General features: G+C 69.8%; 19 protein-coding genes, 1 tRNA gene and 1 pseudogene. 6 read left to right on the top strand and 15 right to left on the bottom strand.

Features of this window, described 5'->3' with window-relative positions:
* Positions 1–155: 155 nt before the first annotated feature.
* Positions 156–491 carry a hypothetical protein gene (locus TX83_RS18560; protein ID WP_141233569.1) on the bottom strand — a complete coding sequence of 112 codons (336 nt, stop codon included), beginning with the start codon at positions 489–491 and terminating at the stop codon, positions 156–158.
* A gap of 544 nt (positions 492–1,035) precedes the next feature.
* On the opposite strand from TX83_RS18560, the gene TX83_RS18565 reads away from it, so the two are divergent.
* The 3 genes from TX83_RS18565 (at position 1,036) to TX83_RS18575 (ending at position 3,567) form a co-directional block, all read left to right on the top strand.
* Positions 1,036–2,052 (top strand): helix-turn-helix transcriptional regulator, encoded by a 1,017-nt coding sequence (locus tag TX83_RS18565; protein WP_064749466.1) that lies wholly within the window; start codon positions 1,036–1,038, stop codon positions 2,050–2,052.
* A 91-nt stretch (positions 2,053–2,143) separates the two neighbouring features.
* Positions 2,144–3,055, top strand: coding sequence for a type 1 glutamine amidotransferase domain-containing protein (locus TX83_RS18570; RefSeq protein WP_064749468.1), 912 nt, complete (start codon positions 2,144–2,146; stop codon positions 3,053–3,055).
* Positions 3,056–3,126: 71 nt separating this feature from the next.
* Positions 3,127–3,567, top strand: a complete 441-nt coding sequence (locus TX83_RS18575) for a nuclear transport factor 2 family protein (protein ID WP_064749469.1) — start codon at positions 3,127–3,129, stop codon at positions 3,565–3,567.
* 304 nt (positions 3,568–3,871) lie between these two features.
* On the opposite strand, the gene TX83_RS18580 is transcribed toward TX83_RS18575, so the two are convergent.
* Entirely contained in the window at positions 3,872–4,072 is a 201-nt protein-coding gene (locus TX83_RS18580) for a YegP family protein (RefSeq protein ID WP_064749471.1), read from the bottom strand.
* Positions 4,073–4,362: 290 nt separating this feature from the next.
* The gene (locus TX83_RS18585) at positions 4,363–5,049 is read right to left on the bottom strand and encodes a DUF5343 domain-containing protein (RefSeq protein ID WP_064749473.1); all 687 of its coding nucleotides are present in this window, start codon (positions 5,047–5,049) and stop codon (positions 4,363–4,365) included.
* A 225-nt stretch (positions 5,050–5,274) separates the two neighbouring features.
* Between TX83_RS18585 and TX83_RS18590 the strand changes: the two genes are divergently transcribed.
* Positions 5,275–5,760: a hypothetical protein gene (locus tag TX83_RS18590; protein ID WP_141233570.1), complete on the top strand. Its 486-nt coding sequence runs from the start codon at positions 5,275–5,277 to the stop codon at positions 5,758–5,760.
* Between the two features lie 103 nt (positions 5,761–5,863).
* Here TX83_RS18590 and TX83_RS18595 read toward each other — a convergent pair.
* Together TX83_RS18595 and TX83_RS22945 are read right to left on the bottom strand one after the other, a co-directional pair.
* Positions 5,864–5,950: transfer RNA gene (locus tag TX83_RS18595), tRNA-Leu, on the bottom strand.
* 116 nt (positions 5,951–6,066) lie between these two features.
* A complete protein-coding gene (locus tag TX83_RS22945; protein WP_141233571.1) occupies positions 6,067–6,510 on the bottom strand; it encodes a hypothetical protein in 444 nt (147 codons plus the stop codon).
* Positions 6,511–6,879: 369 nt separating this feature from the next.
* Here TX83_RS22945 and TX83_RS18605 point away from each other — a divergent pair, with 369 nt between their 5' ends.
* A complete protein-coding gene (locus tag TX83_RS18605; RefSeq protein WP_064749479.1) occupies positions 6,880–7,683 on the top strand; it encodes an NRDE family protein in 804 nt (267 codons plus the stop codon).
* A gap of 397 nt (positions 7,684–8,080) precedes the next feature.
* Here TX83_RS18605 and TX83_RS18610 read toward each other — a convergent pair.
* The 9 genes and pseudogenes from TX83_RS18610 to TX83_RS18650 all read right to left on the bottom strand — a co-directional run.
* A pseudogene (locus TX83_RS18610) lies at positions 8,081–8,419 on the bottom strand (hypothetical protein); the annotation flags it as partial.
* A 93-nt stretch (positions 8,420–8,512) separates the two neighbouring features.
* On the bottom strand, positions 8,513–8,716 hold the full coding sequence (locus TX83_RS18615; protein WP_064749481.1) for a PspC domain-containing protein: 204 nt from the start codon (positions 8,714–8,716) through the stop codon (positions 8,513–8,515).
* A gap of 48 nt (positions 8,717–8,764) precedes the next feature.
* Positions 8,765–9,214: a DUF5329 domain-containing protein gene (locus tag TX83_RS18620; RefSeq protein WP_261370191.1), complete on the bottom strand. Its 450-nt coding sequence runs from the start codon at positions 9,212–9,214 to the stop codon at positions 8,765–8,767.
* A 38-nt stretch (positions 9,215–9,252) separates the two neighbouring features.
* Entirely contained in the window at positions 9,253–9,984 is a 732-nt protein-coding gene (locus TX83_RS18625; protein WP_064749483.1) for an SGNH/GDSL hydrolase family protein, read from the bottom strand.
* Between the two features lie 58 nt (positions 9,985–10,042).
* The gene (locus TX83_RS18630) at positions 10,043–11,113 is read right to left on the bottom strand and encodes a class III poly(R)-hydroxyalkanoic acid synthase subunit PhaC (protein ID WP_064749485.1); all 1,071 of its coding nucleotides are present in this window, start codon (positions 11,111–11,113) and stop codon (positions 10,043–10,045) included.
* A 1-nt stretch (position 11,114) separates the two neighbouring features.
* Positions 11,115–12,356 carry a class III poly(R)-hydroxyalkanoic acid synthase subunit PhaE gene (gene phaE / locus TX83_RS18635; RefSeq protein ID WP_064749487.1) on the bottom strand — a complete coding sequence of 414 codons (1,242 nt, stop codon included), beginning with the start codon at positions 12,354–12,356 and terminating at the stop codon, positions 11,115–11,117.
* Positions 12,357–12,462: 106 nt separating this feature from the next.
* Positions 12,463–13,713, bottom strand: coding sequence for an RES family NAD+ phosphorylase (locus tag TX83_RS18640; RefSeq protein WP_186442648.1), 1,251 nt, complete (start codon positions 13,711–13,713; stop codon positions 12,463–12,465).
* 62 nt (positions 13,714–13,775) lie between these two features.
* A complete protein-coding gene (locus TX83_RS18645; protein WP_064749491.1) occupies positions 13,776–14,390 on the bottom strand; it encodes a CDP-alcohol phosphatidyltransferase family protein in 615 nt (204 codons plus the stop codon).
* 124 nt (positions 14,391–14,514) lie between these two features.
* Positions 14,515–16,326: a 3-hydroxybutyrate oligomer hydrolase family protein gene (locus TX83_RS18650; protein ID WP_064749499.1), complete on the bottom strand. Its 1,812-nt coding sequence runs from the start codon at positions 16,324–16,326 to the stop codon at positions 14,515–14,517.
* 230 nt (positions 16,327–16,556) lie between these two features.
* On the opposite strand from TX83_RS18650, the gene TX83_RS18655 reads away from it, so the two are divergent.
* Positions 16,557–17,222 (top strand): response regulator transcription factor, encoded by a 666-nt coding sequence (locus TX83_RS18655; protein ID WP_064749492.1) that lies wholly within the window; start codon positions 16,557–16,559, stop codon positions 17,220–17,222.
* A gap of 245 nt (positions 17,223–17,467) precedes the next feature.
* On the opposite strand, the gene TX83_RS18660 is transcribed toward TX83_RS18655, so the two are convergent.
* Positions 17,468–20,803 carry a hybrid sensor histidine kinase/response regulator gene (locus TX83_RS18660; RefSeq protein WP_064749493.1) on the bottom strand — a complete coding sequence of 1,112 codons (3,336 nt, stop codon included), beginning with the start codon at positions 20,801–20,803 and terminating at the stop codon, positions 17,468–17,470.
* Between the last annotated feature and the right edge of the window lie 170 nt (positions 20,804–20,973).

Raw genomic sequence — 20,973 nt, forward strand, 5'->3', positions numbered from 1 at the left:
CAGCGACGGTCGAAAGCGCCGCCGAACGAAGCTCAAATCGTCGAGCGCCGGAGCTTTGTCCCGACTGTCCCAGCCTGCGGATACGCCGCTTGCGTCCACCGCTGCGGTCGTCGCGGCTCACGCCGCCCCTACAAACGCAGCGGCGCGCGCCGTGTTCAGTCCGCAGGCTGAGCCGCCACGCCCTGCACCCGCGGGCGCTCGTCGCGCAGGGCCACCGGCCGCGGCGGGGACTTGCCGCGCAGGTATCGGCCCAAGCGATACGTGTCGAAGCGGCAGAAATCCACGCCGCGATGCAGGAAATTCCAGCCTCGGCGCAGGTCGAAGCGCAGGTCGAATACGCAGCCGCCGGGCGGCGCGCTCAAGCGCAGCGTTTGTTCGGCGCCGGCCGCCAAACCGCTCAGGGGCAATGCGATCCGGCGCCATTCCTCGCTGCCGGCAGGCGCGATCCACAACTCGCGCACGCTCTGCGCGGTGTCGTTGAACAAGGACACGGTCGGGGATTCTGCGCGCGCATTCGACGCCGCCAGAACCAGACACGAACACCACAACAGCCACTGCGCGCGCATGGCGACCTCCGATGCGAAACAGACAGGTAAGCGACGAACGCGATCCGCCGCTGCCGGCCGGATCGCCCATCGCTTCAGCATCGAACCCGCCGCCGCCCGGCGACAGCCCCATTACGACGAAGCCGGCCCGAAGCGGCGCGAAAGCGCGCGACGCGCGGCGAACGCATCGCCGCGACCGTCTCGGCGGGATCGCCCCGCGTCTCCCGCGCGCGCAGACACCGGCACGCCCCGCCTCCGCGCTCACCCCGGCGGCGCACGCAAGCCCGGCTCCGCGACGTCCGATCGCCGGTAGTGCCCGTCCCCGGAGCCCACGGGGCGAGCGTGTATCATTGCGCGCGCTCGCCGAGGCGCCGTGCCGCAGGGGATCGGCGCGCAACACGAATGTTTCCCAGCCGTTCCGCCCACGCGCGTCGTCCTCCGGCCGCCCGGCCGTTCCCGACGAGAGGCCGATCGTTTCGATGCATCGACCATGCTGAGCCAACACTTCCTGTTCTTCTTCTCCATGCTCGGCGCCTTCAACGGCATCGTCGCGGCGTCGTTCCTGTGGTGGCGGGCCAAAGGCAAACCCACCCAGCGCTGGCTGTCGCTGCTGATCCTGGCGGTGAGCGTGCGCGCCGGGAAATCCGTGGCCTTCTATTTCTGGCCGGACATTCCCCGGTTCGTTCTGCAGATCGGCCTGACCGCCTGCTTCATGATCGGCCCCTGCCTGTTCTTCCTGGTTCGTTCGAGCCAGGGCGACGCCTCCGCCCCCGGGCGGGCCGACCGTTGGCATATCGCCGGCCTGCTGGCCCTCGCCGCCGCGGTGAACCTGTTCCTGCCCTATGCCGGCCACATCGAACTGTGGCGGCAGATCGTCACCCCGGGCATCGTCTACTCGTGGCTGGGCTACCTCCTGCTCGCCAGCGCGCAGTTGTACGCGCATCGCTCGCGGCTTTCGGGCACGCCGGCCGGGCCGCTGTTGCTGGGCACGGTAGCGGGCATCTGGATCATCTGGATCGCCTACTACACCTCCGGCTACACCTCTTACATCGTCGGCGCGCTGTCCTTCACCTTCGTCCTCGCCTCCAGCGTGCTGGTCTATCTGCGCCTGCGTTCCGGCCAGGCCCCGATCGAGCCCTACCAGGACCGCCGGATTCCCGAATCCGAGGCCGCGGTGCAGTTGCAGTCCCTGGCCGAGCTGATGGCGCACGAACGCTTGCACCTGGACCCGGGCCTGACCCTGCCCCGCCTCGCGCGCCGGCTCGGCCTGCCGCAGACCCGGCTGTCGCAGTTGTTGAACGACAACAACCAGACCTCGTTCAAGCAGTACCTGGCGCAGCTGCGCGTAACCGAGGCCAAGGCGCTGCTGCGCCAGTCCCCGCCGAAGCCGCTCGAGGTCGTGGCCACGGAAGCCGGCTTCCAGTCGATGTCGACCTTCCACAGCACCTTCAAAAAGCTCGCCGGAGTCACGCCCGCCGCGTTCCGGGTCGCCGCAAGCGACTCCTGAAAGCCGTTTCAGCACTCCGGGAAGACGCGACAAGACATTGATTCGAAAGGGATCGAATAGGGTACGGGCTCCTTCCAACGAGCCCGTGCCCATGCTCCTGTCGCGCCTCTTCCGATCGCTCCCGCTGCTTCTCCTGTCGGCCTGCCTGGGCTGCGTTCCCGACGCCCGCGCGGCCCCGGGCATCGTCGGGCCGGTCGTCGTCGACGGCCTGAGCGACGCCGCCGCGCAACGCGCCGGCGTCTTGCCCGCCGCCGCCCACGCCGACCTCCGCCAACCCGCCCACAGCGACCAGGGGCGCATCCTGTTCGTCCTCGCCAGCAGCAAAGTCCACGGCAGCTCAGCCCTCCCGGCCAGCATCAGCTTCGGCGAAGTCGTGCATGCCTGGGACACCTTCCATGCCGCGGGCTACGCGGTCGACTTCGTTTCCCCGGACGGCGGCGAGGTGCCGATCCTCGACCGCTACGTCGGCAAGGACATGGAGCCCCGCCGCAAGGACGAGCGGATCATGACCGGGCTGCGCCACACCGCCCGCCCCGCGCAGATCGACCCGAGCCGCTACCGTGCCGTCTATTACGTCGGCGGCAGCAACGCCATCTACGGCGTGCCGGAACATTCCGTGCTGCAGCGGATCGCCATGCACGTCTACGAGCGCAACGGCGGCGTAGTTTCGGCCGTCTGCCACGGCACCGCCGGCCTGGTGAACCTCAAACTCGCCGACGGCCAGCCGCTGGTGGCGGGCAAACGCATCACCGGCTATCCCGAAGAGCACGAGCGCCAGGACGAGCCCTACTTCAAGCAGTTCCCGTTCCTGATCCGCAAAACCGTCGAATCCCGCGGCGGCCTGTTCCATGCCCTGGACGGCGACCAGGCCTACATCGAAGTCGACGGCCGCGTCGTGACCGGCCAGAACTACGCCTCCGCCACCCAAGTCGCGCAAGCCGTGGTCGACATCCTGCGCCGCCAAGCCGACCGACCGCCGGTCCGCGGCGCCAAGAAAGCCTGATCTCCCGCAACGCCTTCTCCCGCCGGCCGATGCCGGCCCCTCAGCTACGCCCGACAACACCAGGAACCGCCATGAAATCATCGATCCGATCCGCCGTACTCGCCGCCGCCCTGCTCCTGCCCGCCTCCGCCCTGGCGCAAACCAGCGAGCGCGACGCAGTCGACCGCGCCATGCAAAGAATGATGCAGGCCTTCGAAGCCGGCGACGCCCGCATCGCCTTCGAAGTGCTGCGCCGGGACGGCGCGGTGCTCGGCTACTCCGCCTCCAAGGGCCAGGTGGTCGTGCGGACCACGGAAGAATGGGCCAAGGGCTTCCCCGGCAAGCCGGCCGACGACGAAGACCAACGCCATCGCAGCTACGAAATCCTCGACGTCAGCGAAAACGCCGCGGTGGTCAAGGTGAAGCTGGACTATCCGGCGTGGGACGGCGTGGACTATCTCGCGCTGTCGAAGATCGATGGCAAGTGGATGATTGTTAGTAAGTCTTGGAGTGGGAAGGCTAAGGCACCTTAAATCGACTCTGCCGCCCGCTGTGCCGTATGCGGTAGTGTATCCACCGAGTGACAGCCGCACGCGATCCAGGGTGAGCTCGCAGAATAAAACCTAATCCGGCATGCTACTAAGCACCGAAGCTCGAGCAGACTCCGCCGTCGACACGATCGCTCAACTTGTTTCAACGAGCCATCTTCGGCCAGGGACCACACGCTACCGACGCACGTAACTCGGCTCTCAACGTCATCGACGGCACGCATGATGGCCTAGTTCTTTTCGGTCAAAGAAGAGTGGGGCGAGCATTCGCCCGCCCCACCGTTTCTGCTTATGCCGCCCACTGTTCCGTGGAAGCGTCATAGATCCGGGCGGTGGCCGCCCCCTTGCGGATGACGTTGATGGTGCTTAGCGCATCCTGCTTGTTGTGGTAGCCCTCCGAGGTCGCGATGACCTGATGGTTACCTGCGCTGCGGATGTTGAAGTACCACTGCCCGTTGACCGAGCTCTTGTGCACGTAGAAGTAAATCATTGGAGTAAGAACCTCATTGTCGATTTGACGACAACACGGTCTCTGTACTTGCCTGTGAGCACGTTAGCAGTTCAGCTATGTGCATAGCATCGTGCTATGCATTTGTGCTAAATTTGAACTTGCTCGATGGGCGTACCTTTCCGGTTGCCTATTGGGTTGATCAAATGTGAGCGACTTGCTTCCTAGCGACCCGAGGTCTCGTACACCTCGGGTCGCGTCGTTTTGGCCTGCGCACGCGGATAGCCCGGTCGCTCGCGGTTGCGAACATGCGCAGGCGATCTATCTCCTTTTCACGATTCCTCCTTCAACATCGCTCCACGAAGCGATGAGAACGATTCAAACCACTTGGTCTTGATGTCTTCGGGCCACGACGGATCGAAGTCAGGGAATTTAGCGAGCAATAGTTCCGCTGCAGACTGCGCTGGCCTTTGGGGAGCGGCGGGTGTTACTGGCGCCTCTACATCCGACAAACCGCGACTCTTCGCGCGCTTAGCCCGGGGCGCTCCGTTGCGTTTCGGAGGCGGGGCTTTGATGTGCTTGGAGACCGCGACGCCAGCCGCCGCCACCGCTGCCAGAAAGAACGAGACAGCCTTGGTGATGGTGCTGCCTCCGATGCCCTGCTCACGAAATGCGCTTTCGATTTGCTGCGTGGTGGCATCGTTGAGGTCGATGTGTGGGTGCTGCAGGAAGGTATATCGCGTTCTGAGCAGTTCCTTGATCAGCGGCCCGCGATCTTTCTCGTCGGTGTCAACGAGCTTCTTGAGCATGTCGTTGGGCGCGCCAGATTCGCTCATAAGCCCGAGATACTTGTAAGCGGCGAGCAGCGCGGCGATGGTCGAGCCAGATTGACCGCTGAAGACGCTGGGGTCGATGCGGCCCGGCAGCCCCCGCTCACTCAGCTTATTCAGCGAATTTGCGAAGGAGCGGTAAGGGACATATGGCGGGGTGAGTTTCTTCTGTTCCTTCTGTGCGGCCATCGATGGGCACCTGCGCGGGCTTCTGTGGATTGATCCTTTCACTCCACTCTGTGCGAGTCAATATGCCCCGCACAGAAAATCGCACAACAACAATTGCGCATTGCAGCAAAACGGCTCTGAGTGGCTTGCAACCTGCTGGGCTTCCCCGCCCAGGCGGTCTTAATTGGGCTGGGGCGGCTCAAAGCGGATTCAAGTAGGCTTTCCGCAGGATCACGGGGGATTCGCATGAGCGTGCGCATAGGCAAGGCCGTGCTTGGACTTGTGCTGCTGATAGCTGGCTGCGGCGACGGCGGCGGTCGGTACCGAGACTACGACGATTACGCAGCTAACGCCGATGCGGCGGCCGAAGCTGCCGAAGAAGCCGCCGAAGAGGCAAGGCAGGCCGTATACGAAGAGCATGGGGCCGACAGCGACGGTACCGGAGCCGAGGCGAGCAATGTGGACGCGTACAACGTAGAGGACAACGGCAATTACACGTGCACGCAAGATTGCTCCGGCCACGAAGCAGGCTTTGCGTGGGCGCAGGAGCACGACTTCACCGATGCCTCTGACTGCGGCGGCAACTCGCAATCTTTCATCGAAGGGTGCGAGGCTTTCGCAAACGAGCGCCAAGAACAGGCAGATCGCGAAGCGCAAGAAGCCGCCGAACAGGCGGCCGAGGACGCCAGCTACGAAACCGAGGCGGACGTCGAGTACGAAGCCGACTATTAGCGCCTCGACTGCGCAATTACAGGCCGCAACGTCGTGTACGGGTCGTGACTCGACTGCAAAAAACAAAGGGCTAGGCCGCAAGGCCTAACCCTTTGTTTTGTCTTGGTGCCGGAGGTGGGACTCGAACCCACACGCTTTTAAGGGCGGCGGATTTTGAGTCCGCTGCGTCTACCGATTCCGCCACTCCGGCAGCGGGCTGCGCAGTATAGCGGGGCTTGCGCGCGGAGTCTGCCCCCTCTTCGCGGTGCCGGCGGGGTCCGGGCCTGAAGCCGCGGGGTCGGCGGCAGGCCCGCTGCGCGCGGCGCCTCAGTGCGGTTCGGCCGCAGCGGCGTAGACCAGCTCGTCGAAGGCTTCGGCGTCGTCCGCGGCCTGGGGGGCCCGGACGCGGGCGCTTCGGGCCCCGGCGTTGCGCCGCCCGTTCTCGCCGGCCGGCGCCGGCCGTTTCGGGCGCAGCGGGGCCGCTTCGGGCGGCGGGGTCACGATGCAATGGATGGCGGCGGCAGTGAGCATGGGATCAAGACCGGTGATGGAAGCCTGCGGCGGGCGGATCGACGGATCGGGATCTGCGGGTCGTACGGGCGGATCGGAGCTGCGGATCGGAGCGGGCGGCTGGCGACGGCGGCAGCCCAGGCAGTGGCGGACGCGTCCGCGTTGCAGGGACGACGGCCGCGACAACAGGCCGCCGCAGGGGCATTGCGGTTCCAGGCCGCGCTCCCAGCGCCACACCCGCCAGAGCGCGTGCAGCGCCATCGCCGCGCCCGCCGCCAGCGCTGCCGCCTGCAGGCCGCGCGCGATCGGCGCGAAGGCGGCGGGCGGCCTCCGGCGCGGCCGCGGCCTGCAGCAGGAGCGCGCCGCTGGCGACGCCGCCGGCGGCGACCACCACGGGCGGAGCGAACAACTGCAGCAACATCCTGGCACCACGATTCATGAATGCGTCTCCCCGTCTGCGCCGGCTAGCAGAACGCGGAGCGGTCTCAACTTCTGAGACGATGGCCAGAATAGTGCCAGGCACACTGCGCTGCCTCTGCCATTCGTCGTGTGAAACACGCGACCGATGCCGCTTGCGCCCATGCCACCGCTGTGAGCACTCTGACGCAGGCGCGGGGCTAGAATGGCCGGATGTGCCTGATCGCCCTCGCCTGGGACCACCACCCGCGCTACCGCCTGGCCCTGATCGCCAATCGCGACGAGGCCCACGCCCGCCCCAGCGCCGCCGCCGGGCCCGATCCGGAGGCGCCCGAGGTCTACGGCGGACGCGATCTGGTGCAGGGCGGCAGTTGGCTGCAGGTGTCCACGCGCGGACGCTTCGCCGCGGTGACCAACGTCCGCGTCGGCCGCAATCCCGAAGCGCGGCCGCACTCGCGCGGCGGTCTGGTCAGCGGGTTCGTGCGCGGCGACGCGGATGCCGAGTCCTACCTGGCCGCGATGGCGCCGTACGCAGCCGAGTACGGCCGCTTCAATCTGTTGCTGTGGGATGGCGCGCAACTGCGTTTCGCCAGCAATCACCCCGAATTCCAGAGCGCGCCGATCGCGCCCGGCGTGCATGCCATGTCCAACGGCGCGTTCGACGCGCCCTGGCCGAAGAGCGGCCACGCCACCCGCGCCTTGTCGGCCTGGCTGGCTTCGCCTGCCTCTCAAGCCCGCGCTGCGGACGGCGCCGGCGTCGCCGAATTGTTGGCGGCGCTGGCCGATACCGCGCCGGCGCCGGACGCGGCTTTGCCCGACACCGGCGTCGGCCTCGAACTGGAACGCCTGCTGTCGCCGCCGTTCGTGCTCGGCGACGGTTACGGCACGCGCTGCAGCACCGTGGTGTTGGTCGAAGACGATGCGGTGGTGTTCGTCGAACGCCGTTTCGGCCCCAACGGCGCACCCGGCGGCGACAGCGCCGTGCGCCTGCCATTGACCGCCGCTCGTAGCGGTTAGGACACCGCCTGCGCGCGGGCCGCGGCGACGGCCGCGCGTCCGGTTCGAGCATGCGGGTCGAAGCTGCGGCCTGGAAGGCGCGAACGCGGCGACGCGCCGTCGCGACGCGGTTGCGCGCCAAAACCAGCGCCGCTAAAACAGCGCCCCAATGAGAAGGCCCAGGCCTCGAGATTTCCTCGGGTGTCCGGGCCTTCCGTTGTCGGAGCGATTGCATCGGACTCGCGTCCGTTGGTTGTTCTCCGACGCATGCAGGGTACGCCCGGTAACGTTACCGGCCGATCAAATTTTCGTGATCGCGCCTGCGCTCGCGCTCGCACGGCGCCTGTTCATGCGCATCGCCCGAGTAAACGCGCATCGCTGCCGCCCCGGCGCTCTGCCCGGCCGGCCACCGCGCCCACGGCCACCAGCCGCGGCCGGTCTGCGCGTAGCGATCGGCCGCGCGCTCGAAGCGGTTGCGCACGCTGATGCCGCCGCACAGCAGGTACAAGGGCAGGAACAGCGGGCCCAGCACCATGTACTGGTAGACATGGGCGCGCTCGTGATCGGACAGGCGGATCGGCGCTTCGACGCAGTGCCCGGCATCGTGCGCATAGGTGAAGCACGGCGAGTCCAGGTCGGCGCCGGTGTGCAGGATCACGTTGCCGAGGGTGATCGCCCCGCCCGGGCCCCAAGGCCAGTGATGGAACACCAGCGCGAGGTCTTCGCGGCGCCAACGCGCGCGCGCGCCGAACGGCATCGCCAGCACGCCGGCGAGCAGGCCGAGCAGGGTCACCGGCGAGGTCCACACCGCGCCCAGCGCACCGCCGGCGATTCGCAGCCACACGCTCAGTCAGCACCCCTCTTCGGGCAGGACCAGCCACAGGATCAGGTACAGCAACACCACCGGCAGGCCGAAGCTGGCCAGCGCCAGGACCACGAATGCGGCGCGCACCAGCACCGGATTCCAGCGCAGGCGCAGGGCGATGCCGCCGGCGACGCCGGCGATCATGCGGTCGTGCCGCGAGCGGCACAGCGGTCGCGCGGAACTGCTCATCCGGCCCAGGTCTCCGAGTGCTGACGGGTCCCGAATGAGTCTAGCGCGTCACCGCGACGGCGGTGTCGAGACGCCGGCGCTGCGTAGCTGAACGAGTTTGCCCCGCAGCCAGGAAGCCGAGCTGACCGGCGCCGCCTGGCCGCAACGCACCCGGTAGGGCTGGCCGCTGAGGCTGCTGCGGCTGGCGGCGCGGTCGATGAACGCCTCGGCGGTGTCGGCCAGATCGCGCTTGCGCAGATAGGCCAGCTTCTTGCGCAGATGCGCCTGCGCCTGCGCGGCGTCGTGCCAACTGCCGTTGCGTTCGAACTGGCAACCGGAGCGGCCCAGGGCTTGGATCAGTTGTTCGATTTCGCGCTCGGCCTGGGCGCTGGGCGCGGCCTGGGCGCCGAAACAGGAGGCCAGCAGGCCGGCCAGCAGCCAGCCGGCGCGGCGCAGGGAACGCGGTGCCGCAGCGCGGCGGCGGAGCTTCAGCGGTTGCATCGGGTTGAGCGAGTCCATGCCGGGGTGCCGAGATCTGTGCTGCGATTCGTGCCGAATTAGAGCGCACCCAGCCAGCTGCCGACCACGTCTTTCCAGATCGCATAGCCCTCGCGGTTCATGTGCAGCCGGTCTTGCAGAAAGAGCCCCGCGCGCGGCGCGCCGTCGGCGTCCAGCATCGGCGTGAACACGTCCAGGTAGTCCACCCCGGTCGCGCTCGCCGCGTAGTCGCGGACCAGCGCGTTGGCCGCGCGCACCTGCGGCAGCAGCGCGGCGCGCGACGGGCTGGGCTTGATCGAGACGAAACCGATCCGCGCCTGCGGCTCGGACTGATGCACGCGCTGCACGAAGGCGACGAAATCGTCGCGCACCTGCTGCGGCGAGCGGCCTTCGGACAGGTCGTTGTCGCCGGCGTAGAACACCACTGCGCGCGGCCGGTACGGCAGCACGATGCGTTCGGCATAGCGCAGCGAGTCGTAGACCCGGGAGCCGCCGAAGCCGCGGTTGATGCTGGCCACCCCCGGGAAATCCTGGTCCAGCGTGGTCCAGTAGCGGATCGAGGAACTGCCGACGAACACCACCCCGCCCGGCCGCCGCCGGACCCGCGCGTCCTCGGCCTCGAAAGCCCGGATGTCGGCTTCCCATTGCTCCGGATCGCGCGGCGCGGCGCCTTCCGCGGCGGCCACCGGGGCGGCAGATGAACCGGCGGTGGCGGCGTCGGAGGAACGCGACGGCGCGACGGCGCAGGCGCTCAGCGCAAGGACGAGACAGACGAGCAGGCAGCGGCGCATGCGGCGATCCGGTCGGAGGAGAAGCGACAGACTAACCCGGAACCGCCGCGCCGCGGCCTCAACGCGAACGCTGCGCCAGCCAGTCGTGGATCGCGCCGGGCACTTCGCGCTGGGCGCGGCCGGAGACGTAGATGCCGATGTGCCCGCCCTTGAACGACAGCTCGCTGTAGTCTTCGCTGCCGACCAGGTTCTTGAGCGCCTTCGATGCGGCCGGCGGCACCAGATGGTCCTGCTCGGCGTAAATGTTCAGCACCGGCATGTCGACATACCCCAGATCGACCGCGCGGCCGCCGATGTCGATGCCGCCCTCGACGAAGCCGTTGCCCTGGTAGAACTGCTTGATGAACTGGCGGAAGGCTTCGCCGGCCTGGTCGGGCGAGTCGAAGATCCACTTCTCCATGCGCAGGAAGTCTTCCAGCGCGCGCTTGTCGTCGAGGATGTCGATCAGGCCGACGTACTTCTGCACGAACAGCCGCCACGGCTTGAGGGTCAGGTAGCACCAGTTCATGACGTCGGCCGGCACGTTGCCGAGCGTGTCGACGAACTGGTCGATGTCCAGGCCGCGGGTCCAGTTCGACAGCATGTTGTCGTCGGTGTGGAAATCCACCGGCGTGACCATGGTGATGAGGTTGCGCACCTTGCGCGGATTCAGCGCCGAATAGCACAGCGAGAACGCGCCGCCCTGGCAGATGCCGAGCAGGTTGATCGCCGCCATCCGGTACTCGCGGCGCAGATGGTCGACGGCGCCGCCGAGAAAGCGCTGGATGTAGTCCTCCAGCTCCAGATAGCGGTCGGAGCGGTCCGGATAGCCCCAGTCGAGGATGTAGACGTCCTCGCCGCGCTCCAGCAGGCCGCGCACGATCGACTTGTCGGCCTGCAGGTCGACCATGTACGGGCGGTTGACCAGCGCATAGGCGATCAGCAGCGGCACTTTGGCGGTCGGCGCTTTCTCGCCGCGGAAGCGGTACAGCACCACCTTGCCGTCGCGCCAGACTTCCTCGCGTTCGGTCGCACCGTAGTCGATGTTGTCGACCTGGCGCAGCGAGTCCAGGCCGGCGCGCAGTTTCTGCTGCGCCCGCATCGCTTCCTGGGCCAGGGATTCGGCGCTGAAATTGATCGGACCGGTCATCTCAGCGGGCTCCCTTCTTGGCCGGCTTGGCGGCGCCGGACTTGCTCACCGCCGCGGGGCGCGCCGGCGGTTGCGGACGGGCGATCGCGGTCTTGCGCGGCGGCTGGGCGGCCGTCTTCGCGGGCGATGCCGCGCTGACGTTCGGCGCGGCGGCGACCGATTGCGCTGTGCGCGGCTTGGCCGCCTTGGGTTTGACCGCCTTGGGCTTGGCCGCCGCGGACTGGGTCGCGGCAGCGGGTTTGCCCGAGGCCGGCTTGGCGGCGGGCGCCGGTTTCGCCTCCGGCTTGCGCGGCGCATCGGCCTCGGCGCGCGCCGGCGCCGGGCGCGACTGCAGTTCGTCGCGCAGCCGGCGCAGTTCGCGTTCGAGCTGAACGATCTTGCGGTGCGCGGCGTCGATCTCGGTGCGGGTCGGCATGCCCAGGCTGCTGCTGGTCTGCTCGACCTCCTTCTGCACTCCGGCGCGCAGCCGCATCTGCGAGTTGACCAGGTCGGCGTAGGCGTCGCGGAAGCGCGGCGACAGGGCGATGTCGGCATAGGCCTCTTCGGCCGCGTCGATCCACAGGTCGAACAGGGCGCGCGCGCTGCCGATCTGACGACCCGGTTCGCTGCGCTCGGCCAGCTTGTTCTCGAAACGCGCGAACGCATCCTGCGCGGCTTCGGCCATCAGCGCGTTATAAGCCTGGCTGCGCTGCTGATAGTCCAGATAGGCCTGGGCCAGGTGCTGCACGCGCTCCTGGTGCTCGCGCGAGAAACCGACCGCCGGCACGCCGAGCCAGGCACGGCCTTCGCTGTGCAGGTTCTGCAGATACGGCGCGATCTGTTCGGCCCAGCGCGAGAAATCCTGCTGGCCCGGGCCGCGCATCGCGCCGAACACATCGGCGAAGGGGTTGCCGCCCTGCCCGCCCATCGCCTGCTTCCAGGCGCCGGCGACGTCGGCCGCGGACGCGTCGCGGCCGGCGAACTGCGCCGCGAGCTTCTGGATCTCGCCGAACCAGGCGCGCGCCTGGCTGTTGAAGCGGTCCAGGGTGTCGTCGGCCTGCGGGCTGCTGCCCTTGGCCAGTTGCGACCACCATTGCACGGCCTCGTTCCAGCCCGGCAGCGAAGGGGGCGCCGGCTGCGGCGCGGCGCCGCGCATCATCTCGCCCCATGCGCTCCAGTACTGTCGCGCCAGTTGCTCGAATCCGTCGGAACCGGCGGCGCCGAAGCCGCCGGGATTGTTCGAGCCGAAACCGAAATTCGCCATCGCCGCCTCCAGGGATTTGGCCCGATCATAGCAACGGCGTGTTGCCGGGCGCTGCCCGAGCGTCTGGTTCGTCTGGGGCCGGCGCGGCGCGCCGCGATCGCCGGGCCTAGTCCGGTCCACTATCGCTGCGCGGCAGCGGCGGATCGAGCCGGTAGGCCAGGGCCTGAACCTCGTGCACCGCCGGCGCGCCGACCAGGCGCAGCGGAAAACGCGGTTCGCGCCCGGACGATGCCGACGGCGAATCCGGCTCGTCTTCGCTGAAGATCACGTAGTTGACCCCGGCGCCATCCTGCACCGAACGGAACGCGACGCCGTCGAAACGTTCCTCGTGACGGTAGCGCAGGTATTCGATCATCACCTGAGTCACCAGGTAGCCCTCTCCGCCCGGCCGCGCCGGCAGCGAGATCAACCGGTGCAGGTGCTTCAGCAAATGGCGCCGGCGCAGACGCTCGTCCGCGCGGCCGCGGAAGAACTCGAACGCCTGCGGGTCGATCCGCTGATCCAGGCCGCGGAAATCGAACAGTTTCAAGGCGCGCTCGGGCTGGAACGTCCCGACCGCAACCCGGTCGCCGATCGAGGGGCGCACTTCGGCCACGCTGGTGTGCACGGCGCCGGCGCCATAGAACAGCGGCACGCCGGCCGGGTTCATCCGGTTGCTGTTCGCGCGGGCGCGCGGCGCCGCACCGAGTTCGCGCTCGGGCTGCGCCAGCACCCGCGCCAATTTGGCGTCGTCGTCGCAGCAACGCGCGCGGAACATCCGCACGCCGGTGCCCAGTTCGAGGATCGCGGCAGGCCTGTGCCAGGACGGCAGCACTGTGCGCACCTTGGCCTGCAGCGCTTCGTCGAACAAGGACGCGAAGAAGCGCTCGGCGCGGTCGTTGTAGAACCGCTGCTCGTGGCGAAGTGCGTGCACCACCGCCTCCCACTCGCCGAGCAGGTAGTCGTCCTCGTGCTGCTCCGATTCGAACGGCAGGCGCCGTTGCTGGTAACGCTGCTCCGGATGGAACAAGGCGTCCTCGCCGGCGCCCGGCTCGTGCAACTGCCCGGCCACGGTCTCGCAGAACGGCGCATGCTCGCAGCCGATCACCCGGCCGACGACCGCGGCCAGCGACAAGCCGTCGTAGCCCGGATAGAGGTCGACATGAGGCTCGAACCAGTCGCGGATCTCGCCGCGCACGGCGCGCACGATCTGTTGCACCGACAGGCCGGCCCGCTGCACGCCGCACACGGCGCAGGGTTCGGGCAAAAGCCGTTCTTCGTAGAGCCGCCGCAACACGGTGTTGCCGATGCACGGCAAGCAGATTCCGCCGGCATACGGGCCTTGCGCGAACACGTCCTCGGCCAGCTCCCGCAGCATCCGCTTCATCCGTGCCGCCCCCGTGCCCGCATGGTCCGCCGTCTCCGCCCGGAGCGCACCGCTCAAGGCTTGGGAATGCGCAGCGTCTTGCTGATCATCAGCGAGCCCGACAGCGCGAACATCAGCACCAGCGGGTGGAACAGCCACGGGCCGATGCGGATGCCGCCGAACCACAGGTCGGGGCCGATCGCGCCCTGCCAGGCCGCGACCGCCAGCACGATCACCAACGCCAGGCTGGTCGGAATCGGCGTGCCCTCAAAGTACTTGACCTTGCCTTCGTCGCCGGAGAGGGCCTCGGCGGTGACGTTGTAGCGCGCCAGGCGGCTGACGCCGCAACCGACGAAATAGCTCAGCACCACCCAGTCCCAACCGCCCTGCAGGCCGCAGGCGTAGGCCAGCGCCGCCGGCGCGACGCCGAAGGAGATCACGTCGGCCAGCGAGTCGAGTTCGCGTCCGAGGGTGGACGAGGACTTGCGCCAGCGCGCGACCTTGCCGTCCAGCGCGTCGAAGATGAAGGCCAGCGGGATCAGCGCCATGCCGATCATCAGATCGCGCACGCCGCCTTCCTGCAGGAAGCGCATCGCGGCGAAGATCGCGCCGGTGCCGCAGAACGCGTTGGCGAGGGTGAACCAGTCCGCGAGATGGAATTCGCGAAGCATCGAGAAGTGGCGCCGCATGCGGTGTTGCTCCGTGATGGACGGCTGCGGCCGTCCCGAGGGGCGTCCAGCCTGCCAAAGCCGGAGCGCCGGCCGCAAGAGGCGGAGGTCGCATCCTGCCCCGTCCGCGGCCGCGGCGGCGCGGTCAGCGCGGGATCGCGAGCTGCGGCGCCTGCAACGGCTGACCGGCCGCTCGCAGGCCGGTGTCGATGGTGGCGTCGGCCGGCAGCGGCGCGCCGTCGGCCAGGTGCGCCTCGACCCGGTCCAGCGCGGCGTAGACGTACGGCAGCAGCGGTTGATAGCGCGCGGCCAATGCCGGCAGTCCGAGGAAAGCGTCGAAATGCTGCACGTTGCGCACCTGCCAGTACCGCACTTGCGCGCCGGCGCGGCGCGCCATCGCCACATAGGGCTCGCTGCTGAATGCCGGCGGAATCAGGCCGTCGTCGAGACCGTGCACGACCACCACCGGCACGCCCTTGCGCGGCGCCGAGGCGCGCGTCGCGGCGATGCCCTCGCGCACTCGCCGGTGCGCGGCGGCGAGGCCCGCTGCAGCGTCCCCATCGCCTCCCTGCCCGGTCCACAACGCGCGCAGCCCGGCCAGCGGCGCCAGCGCTTGCGCGGGATCGCCGGCCGGCGGCGCGAACAACTGCACGCCCGCACCGGGCGGAATGCCGCTGGCATCGGCCCACCAGGCGGCACGCTCGTTGGCGGCGGCCGGGCGTGCGGTCGGCGGCTGGGCCGCCGCGTCGGCAGCGGCATAGGCGAACGGCAGCCAAGGCTGGTCCGGCCCCTTGCCGGCCCGCTTCGCCGCCGGCGCGTAGCGGCCATAGGCCGAGGCGTACGTCGCCGCGACCGCGCGCCACAGATCGAAACTGACCGACAGCGCGCCAGCGCGCAACGCGGCGTCGCTCCAGCCGTTGTCGCGCAAGCGCCGATACGCGGCTTCCGCGCGCGCTTCGTTGCTCGCCTCGGCCATGCCCTCGCCGAGCCAGCCGTTGGCCGCGGCATAGGCGCAGTAAGCGTCCGCGGCGGCGCCGGCCGGCGCCGCCGGCATCGCCGCCAGGGGCTTGTGCTGCAGCGCGCACGGCATCAGCAGCGCCGCTTCGGTGGTGTAGTCGTACAGGGGGCGCGCCCCGTCGACGTACACGTTCGGTTCGCCCGCCACCACCGCGTCGAGCCAGGGCTCGCCGTCGAGTTCGGCGGCGCGCAGCACCGCACCGCCGCCGTTGGAGATGCCCACCGCGATGACCCGGGTGTTGGCCCAGGTGAACGGCGCCTGCTGCGGGAAGGCCCGATCCAACGCGCTCAGGCCGAACTGCGCCGCCTGCCGCACGTGGCGCCCCCAGTCGGCTTCGGGGTTGTCGCGAGAATGCGCATGCTTGAAGGCGATGCCGCCCGCCGCCGCGCGCTCGGCCGCGCTCGGCACGAAAGCCAGGTCGCCGTCCTCGGGCTGGCCGATGGTGCCGTCGGCGCGCACGCCCAGGCCGGCATCGAGATCGAAATAGTCGGTACCGGCGCCCTTGTCGGTGTAAGCCACCGCGCAGCCCTTGGGCAGGCCCCAGGCGCCGGCCACGGCGATCGCGCCGTAGATGCCGCGCGAACCGGAAGACGCCGCGACCACCAGACAGCGCTTGCCGGCATCGAACGCATCCGGCACCTGCGCCAGCACGCGGTGCGGCTGATGCGCGCCGGGCACGGTCGCGTAGGCGCTGTACTCGCGCCCTTCGACCCGCTGCACGCTGCCGTAGACCTCGCCGTAACCGCCGCCGACGGCAAGATCGGCGATGCCGCGCCAGTTCGCCCACAGCGCGCGCCGGCGCAGTTCGGCGGCGGTGGGATGGGCCGGGTCGGCGAAGGCCGGCGGCAGCGCGGCGCGCAAGCCGTCCAGACCGAGCCCGGCGCTGAGCAGGTCGTCGTGCTCGCCGCGGTGTTCGGTCTGGCGTGGGGCGCTGAACATCGGCGATGCGTCCTTGACGGGCGGGGCCGCCGCAGTGCGCGGCGCGGCGACCGCGATCGGGGCCGCGGCGGCGGCGGACAGGGCGACCGCGGCACAGGCCGCGGCAAGACGGGAGTGGAAGGCGTTCATCGGCGCAGGCTAGCAAGCCGCGCGCGCCGGCCCATCGTACTTTGGTACAGCCCGCCGGTGCGCGCGCGGAAGCGCCGGCGCGGCCTGCTAGGCTTAGCGCGATGCCGACCCTGCTGATCGCCGACGACCATCCCCTGTTCCGCGCTGCGTTGCGCCAGGCCGCCGCGGACGCTGTGCCCGATACGGCGGTGCGCGAAGCCGGCACGCTCGACGATGCGCTGGCCGCGCTCGAAGCCGAGCCCGGCATCGACCTGGTCCTGCTCGATCTGCACATGCCGGGCAACCACGGCCTGGCCGGGTTGGCGGCGATCCGCGCCCAGTACCCCGGCACCGCGGTCGCGGTGGTCTCGGCCAACGACGATCCGCGGGTGGTGCGGCGCGCGCTCGACCACGGCGCCGCCGGCTATCTGCCCAAGAGCGCCGGCCTGGACGAACTGCGCGACGCGATCCGCGCCGTATTGGCCTGCGAACAGTGGCTGCCGGCGACGCTGCGCGCCGCGGTCGCCCGCACCCACAGCGAGCGTGGCGACGCCGACCTCGCCTCGCGCCTGGCCAGCCTGTCGCCGCAGCAATTCAGAGTCCTGACTCTGGTCGCGCAGGGCCTGCTCAACAAGCAGATCGCCGACCGACTGGACGTGCAGGAGCGCACTGTCAAGGCGCACCTGTCGGCGATCTTCGACCGCCTCGGCGTGCGCAACCGCACCCAGGCCGGCGTGGTCCTGCGCGAGCTCGAACTGGCCGATCCGGCGCGCCGGATCGAGGACTGAGCGCGCAGTCACAGCGGGGTCTCTCGCTCGTTCGCGCCCGCTCACCCTGCCTCACCCCGCGTCGCGGTGTTTGTCCACACAGCCTGTGGACAAACCTGCGGACAGTAAGGTGGAGACCACGCCGAATCCTTTGTGGCACAAGCATTGCAATAGGGTTGGCGAGAAAATGACCAGAAGATTTCCTTGACATCGCTCACGCGATCTCACCTTCGCGCCATCGTCACGCGCCGGCGCTCGCCGCCCATTCAGGCGCCGACGCCGCCGGCCGCCAGCAAGCGGTCCAACACCGACTTCAAGGCCAGCGGCTTGACCGGCTTGGGCAGCAAGGCGACCCCGGCTTCGTGCACGGCCTGCCGCACGGCGGCCCCCGTGTCGGCGCTGAGCAGCAGGCAGGGCCGCGCGCCGAATTCGTCGCTCAGGCGCTGCGCCAGGGCCAGGCCGGTGTCGTCGTCGTCGAGGTGGAAGTCGAACAGCCACAGCGCTGCCGGCCGCTCGCGCAGGGCCCTGCGTGCGGCTTCGTCGCCGTCGGCGGTGGCCACCTCGCAGCCCCAGCGCCGCAACACCTCGTCCAGCGCCGCCAGCGCCTGCGGATCGTTGTCCACCGCCAGCACGCGCAGGCCGGCGACGCTGCGCTGAGCGCCGGCCGGCAACGCCGCCGACGGCATCGGCGCATGCGGCAGGCGTACCGCGAACGCGGTGCCGCGGCCGAGCGCACTGCGCAGGCTCAGCGGTGCATCCAGCAACTGGGCGATGCGGTCGGCGATCGACAGTCCCAGGCCCAGGCCCTGCCCCGGCGCGTCTTCGCCGCGGCGGAACTCTTCGAAGATCGCCGACTGCTGATCCGCAGCGATGCCCGGCCCGCTGTCCAGCACTTCCACCGCCAGCGCGCCGGCGCGCCGGCGCACGCCGAGCAGGACGCCGCCGCGTTCGGTGTAGCGCACCGCATTGGCGAGGAAGTTCTGCAGCACCCGGCGCAGCAGCTGCGGATCGCTGCGGGTCCAGGCGCGGCTGGCGACGTAGCGGAAACGCAGGCCGCGCGCCGCCGCGATCGCGCCGAACTCCGAGGCCAGCGGATCGAGCACTTCGGCCAGCGGAAACTCGCGCGGCTGCGGCACCAGGCCGCCGGCTTGCAGGCGCGACATGTCCAGCAGGCCGGTCAGCAGATCGCCGGTGGAATCCAGCGCACCGCCGATCTGGGCCACGGTCTCGCGCTGCGCCGGCGCGGTCAGCTGCTGCGCCAGGGCATCGGTGAACAGCTGTGCAGCGTGCAGCGGCTGCATCAGATCGTGGCCGACCGCGGCCAGGAAGCGGCTCTTGGCTTCGTTGGCGCGCTCGGCCTCGCGCTTGGCGACTTCCAGATCGGCGGTGCGCGCGGCCACCCGCTGCTCCAGGGTCTCGTTGGCCTGGATCAGCCCGGCCTCGGCGCGGCGGAACGCGGTGACATCGGTGAAGGTGGCGACGAACCCGCCACCGGGCATGGGATTGCCGCGGATCTCGACGATGCTGCCGTCGGCGAGCACGCGCTCGGACAGATGCGGGGTGCCGGCGCGCATGAACGCCAGGCGCCGCTGCAGCGCGCGCTCCAGATCGCCCTGCATCGGCAGGCGCTGCATCGCCCAGCGCGCCAGGTCGGCGATCGGACGGCCGACCTGCAGCAGCTCCGGCGGATACGCGAACAACTCGGCATAGCGCCGGTTCCACGCCACCAGGCGCAGTTGCGCGTCGACCACGCTGATGCCCTGGCTCATGTTCTGCAGCGCCGCTTCGAGCACGCGCTGGTTGAATCGCAGGTCGGCCGAGGCTTCGCCGACGATCGCCGCGACCGTGTCCAGGTCGCGCCCGGTTTCGCGCCGCGCCGCGTCCAGCAGCACGCGCGCCGACGCCGAGCCCAGCACCGCGGCCAGTTCGCGTTCCAATGCAGCCTCGACTTCGGCCGCCACCGGCGCACCCGCGGGCGCGGCATCGAGCAGCTGCGCGACGCGTTCGCGCGGCAGGAAACGCAGGCCGGCCGCGCGCAGGGTCTGCACGTCCAGACCGCGCCGCGCGCTGCGCGGGGTTTCGCGCCGCCACACCGCCGCCAGCACGGTCGCCAGCGTGCCCAGGAACAGGCTGGCGCCGACCGCGCGGCCGAGCCGGCTCCAGCCGGTCAGGCCGAACAGGCGCTCCGGCGCCAGCCACGACCAGCCCAGCGGACCTTCGTGCAGCCAGGCCGGAGCCACGCCGCCCGCGTCGTGCAGCATCGGCAGCAACAAGGCCCAGGCCCAGGCGGCGAAGCCGGCCGCGATGCCGATCACCGCCGCGCGCGCCGGCGTCTGCGGCCGCCATACCGCGAAGGCCAGCGCCGGCGCCAGCGTGGCCAAGGCCGAGAACGACACCGCGCCGACATCGGCCAGCGCTTCGCTGCCGGCGATCAAGCGGCTATAGCCCCAAGCCAGCAGCATGATCGCGACGATGCCGCCGCGGCGCAGCGCCAACACGCGCCCGCGCAGATCGCTGTCGCGCGCCCACGCTCCGCGCAGCAGGCCCGGCGCGCACCAGTGGTTGCCGATCATCAGGCTCAGGGTGAGCGTGCTGACCACGACCATGCCGGTGGCGGCGCTGAGCCCGCCGAGGAAGGCGAACAAGGCCAGCGACTCGTGCCCTTGCGACAGCGGCAAGGCCAGCACGTACAAGTCCGACGGCACCTGCGAGCCGAGCATCGCCTGCCCGACCGTCGCCAAGGGCAATACCGGCAAGGCGATCAGCAACAGATACAGCGGGAACTGCCAGCGCGCGGTACGCACGTCGCGTTCGTCGCGGCACTCGACCACGCCGACATGGAACTGGTGCGGCAGGATGAACATCGCCAGCCCGCCGAGCAGCACCAGCGGCGCGAAGCCGCCGGTCTCGTCGGCCGGCAGCGGCGCCGTCGCGATCGGCGCCGTCAGGCCGTGATCCAGGCCGAACCAGACCAGGGCGCCGATCGCCAGCATCGCGGCGAGCTTGAACACCGACTCGAACGCCATCGCCAGGACCAGGCCGCGGTTGTGCTCGGCGGCGCTGGCGCGGCGGGTGCCGAACAACATCGCGAACAAGGCCATCGCCAGGGCCACGTACAGCGCGCTGTCGCGCCACGCCGGCGACGCCGCGCCGTCGGTGGCGCGGGTGGTCAGCATCGCGAAGCTCATCGCCACCGCCTTGAGCTGCAAGGCGATGTAGGGAATCAGGCCGAGCGCGGCGACCAGGGTCACGGTCGCGGCCAACCAGGCGTCCTTGCCGAGCCGGGTGGCGATCAGGTCGGCCAGCGAGGTCGCGTTGGTTTCGCGCGCGAGCTTGACCAGCCGCACCATGAAGCCGACCGCGAAGGCGTAGAACAGGATCGAGCCGAGGAAGGTCGGCGGCAGCGGCCAACCGTAGCGCGCGGCCTGGGTGACGGTGCCGTAGAAGGTCCACGAGGTGCAGTGCACCGCCAGCGACAGCGCGTAGATGTGGCGCCAGTGCTTGGCCAGCGCGGCCGGCCGGCGCTCGGCGAACAAAGCGGTGCCGAACATCAGCGCCAGCCAGGCCAGGCTGGCCAGGGCGACGACGGTAAGGCTCAGCATGGGTGGCAGGAGCGCGGCATCGGCGCAGGATAGCGCGTGGCAGCGGACTGCGGCGCGGGAGATGGTGTCTTGCGCGAGCCGAAGCCGGTCCCCAGCCCGCCTCTTTTTCAAGAGGGCAACGGCTAGCGCGGAGACGGCCGCTGCGGCTGCGGCGGATGCGACTACGGCTG

The sequence above is a fragment of the Lysobacter antibioticus HS124 genome, from assembly GCF_000336385.2.
GTDB classification, from domain to species: domain Bacteria; phylum Pseudomonadota; class Gammaproteobacteria; order Xanthomonadales; family Xanthomonadaceae; genus Lysobacter; species Lysobacter firmicutimachus.

Excerpts from the sequence above, each read along its gene's own strand:
- TX83_RS18565 (WP_064749466.1), top strand. The coding sequence starts at position 1,036 with ATGCTGAGCCAACACTTCCTGTTCTTCTTCTCCATGCTCGGCGCCTTC.
- TX83_RS18570 (WP_064749468.1), top strand. The coding sequence starts at position 2,144 with ATGCTCCTGTCGCGCCTCTTCCGATCGCTCCCGCTGCTTCTCCTGTCG.
- TX83_RS18575 (WP_064749469.1), top strand. The coding sequence starts at position 3,127 with ATGAAATCATCGATCCGATCCGCCGTACTCGCCGCCGCCCTGCTCCTG.
- TX83_RS18580 (WP_064749471.1), bottom strand. The coding sequence starts at position 4,072 with ATGATTTACTTCTACGTGCACAAGAGCTCGGTCAACGGGCAGTGGTAC.
- TX83_RS18585 (WP_064749473.1), bottom strand. The coding sequence starts at position 5,049 with ATGGCCGCACAGAAGGAACAGAAGAAACTCACCCCGCCATATGTCCCT.
- TX83_RS18590 (WP_141233570.1), top strand. The coding sequence starts at position 5,275 with ATGAGCGTGCGCATAGGCAAGGCCGTGCTTGGACTTGTGCTGCTGATA.
- TX83_RS22945 (WP_141233571.1), bottom strand. The coding sequence starts at position 6,510 with ATGGCGCTGCACGCGCTCTGGCGGGTGTGGCGCTGGGAGCGCGGCCTG.
- TX83_RS18605 (WP_064749479.1), top strand. The coding sequence starts at position 6,880 with ATGTGCCTGATCGCCCTCGCCTGGGACCACCACCCGCGCTACCGCCTG.
- TX83_RS18615 (WP_064749481.1), bottom strand. The coding sequence starts at position 8,716 with ATGAGCAGTTCCGCGCGACCGCTGTGCCGCTCGCGGCACGACCGCATG.
- TX83_RS18620 (WP_261370191.1), bottom strand. The coding sequence starts at position 9,214 with ATGGACTCGCTCAACCCGATGCAACCGCTGAAGCTCCGCCGCCGCGCT.
- TX83_RS18625 (WP_064749483.1), bottom strand. The coding sequence starts at position 9,984 with ATGCGCCGCTGCCTGCTCGTCTGTCTCGTCCTTGCGCTGAGCGCCTGC.
- TX83_RS18630 (WP_064749485.1), bottom strand. The coding sequence starts at position 11,113 with ATGACCGGTCCGATCAATTTCAGCGCCGAATCCCTGGCCCAGGAAGCG.
- phaE (WP_064749487.1), bottom strand. The coding sequence starts at position 12,356 with ATGGCGAATTTCGGTTTCGGCTCGAACAATCCCGGCGGCTTCGGCGCC.
- TX83_RS18640 (WP_186442648.1), bottom strand. The coding sequence starts at position 13,713 with ATGCTGCGGGAGCTGGCCGAGGACGTGTTCGCGCAAGGCCCGTATGCC.
- TX83_RS18645 (WP_064749491.1), bottom strand. The coding sequence starts at position 14,390 with ATGCGGCGCCACTTCTCGATGCTTCGCGAATTCCATCTCGCGGACTGG.
- TX83_RS18650 (WP_064749499.1), bottom strand. The coding sequence starts at position 16,326 with ATGTTCAGCGCCCCACGCCAGACCGAACACCGCGGCGAGCACGACGAC.
- TX83_RS18655 (WP_064749492.1), top strand. The coding sequence starts at position 16,557 with ATGCCGACCCTGCTGATCGCCGACGACCATCCCCTGTTCCGCGCTGCG.
- TX83_RS18660 (WP_064749493.1), bottom strand. The coding sequence starts at position 20,803 with ATGCTGAGCCTTACCGTCGTCGCCCTGGCCAGCCTGGCCTGGCTGGCG.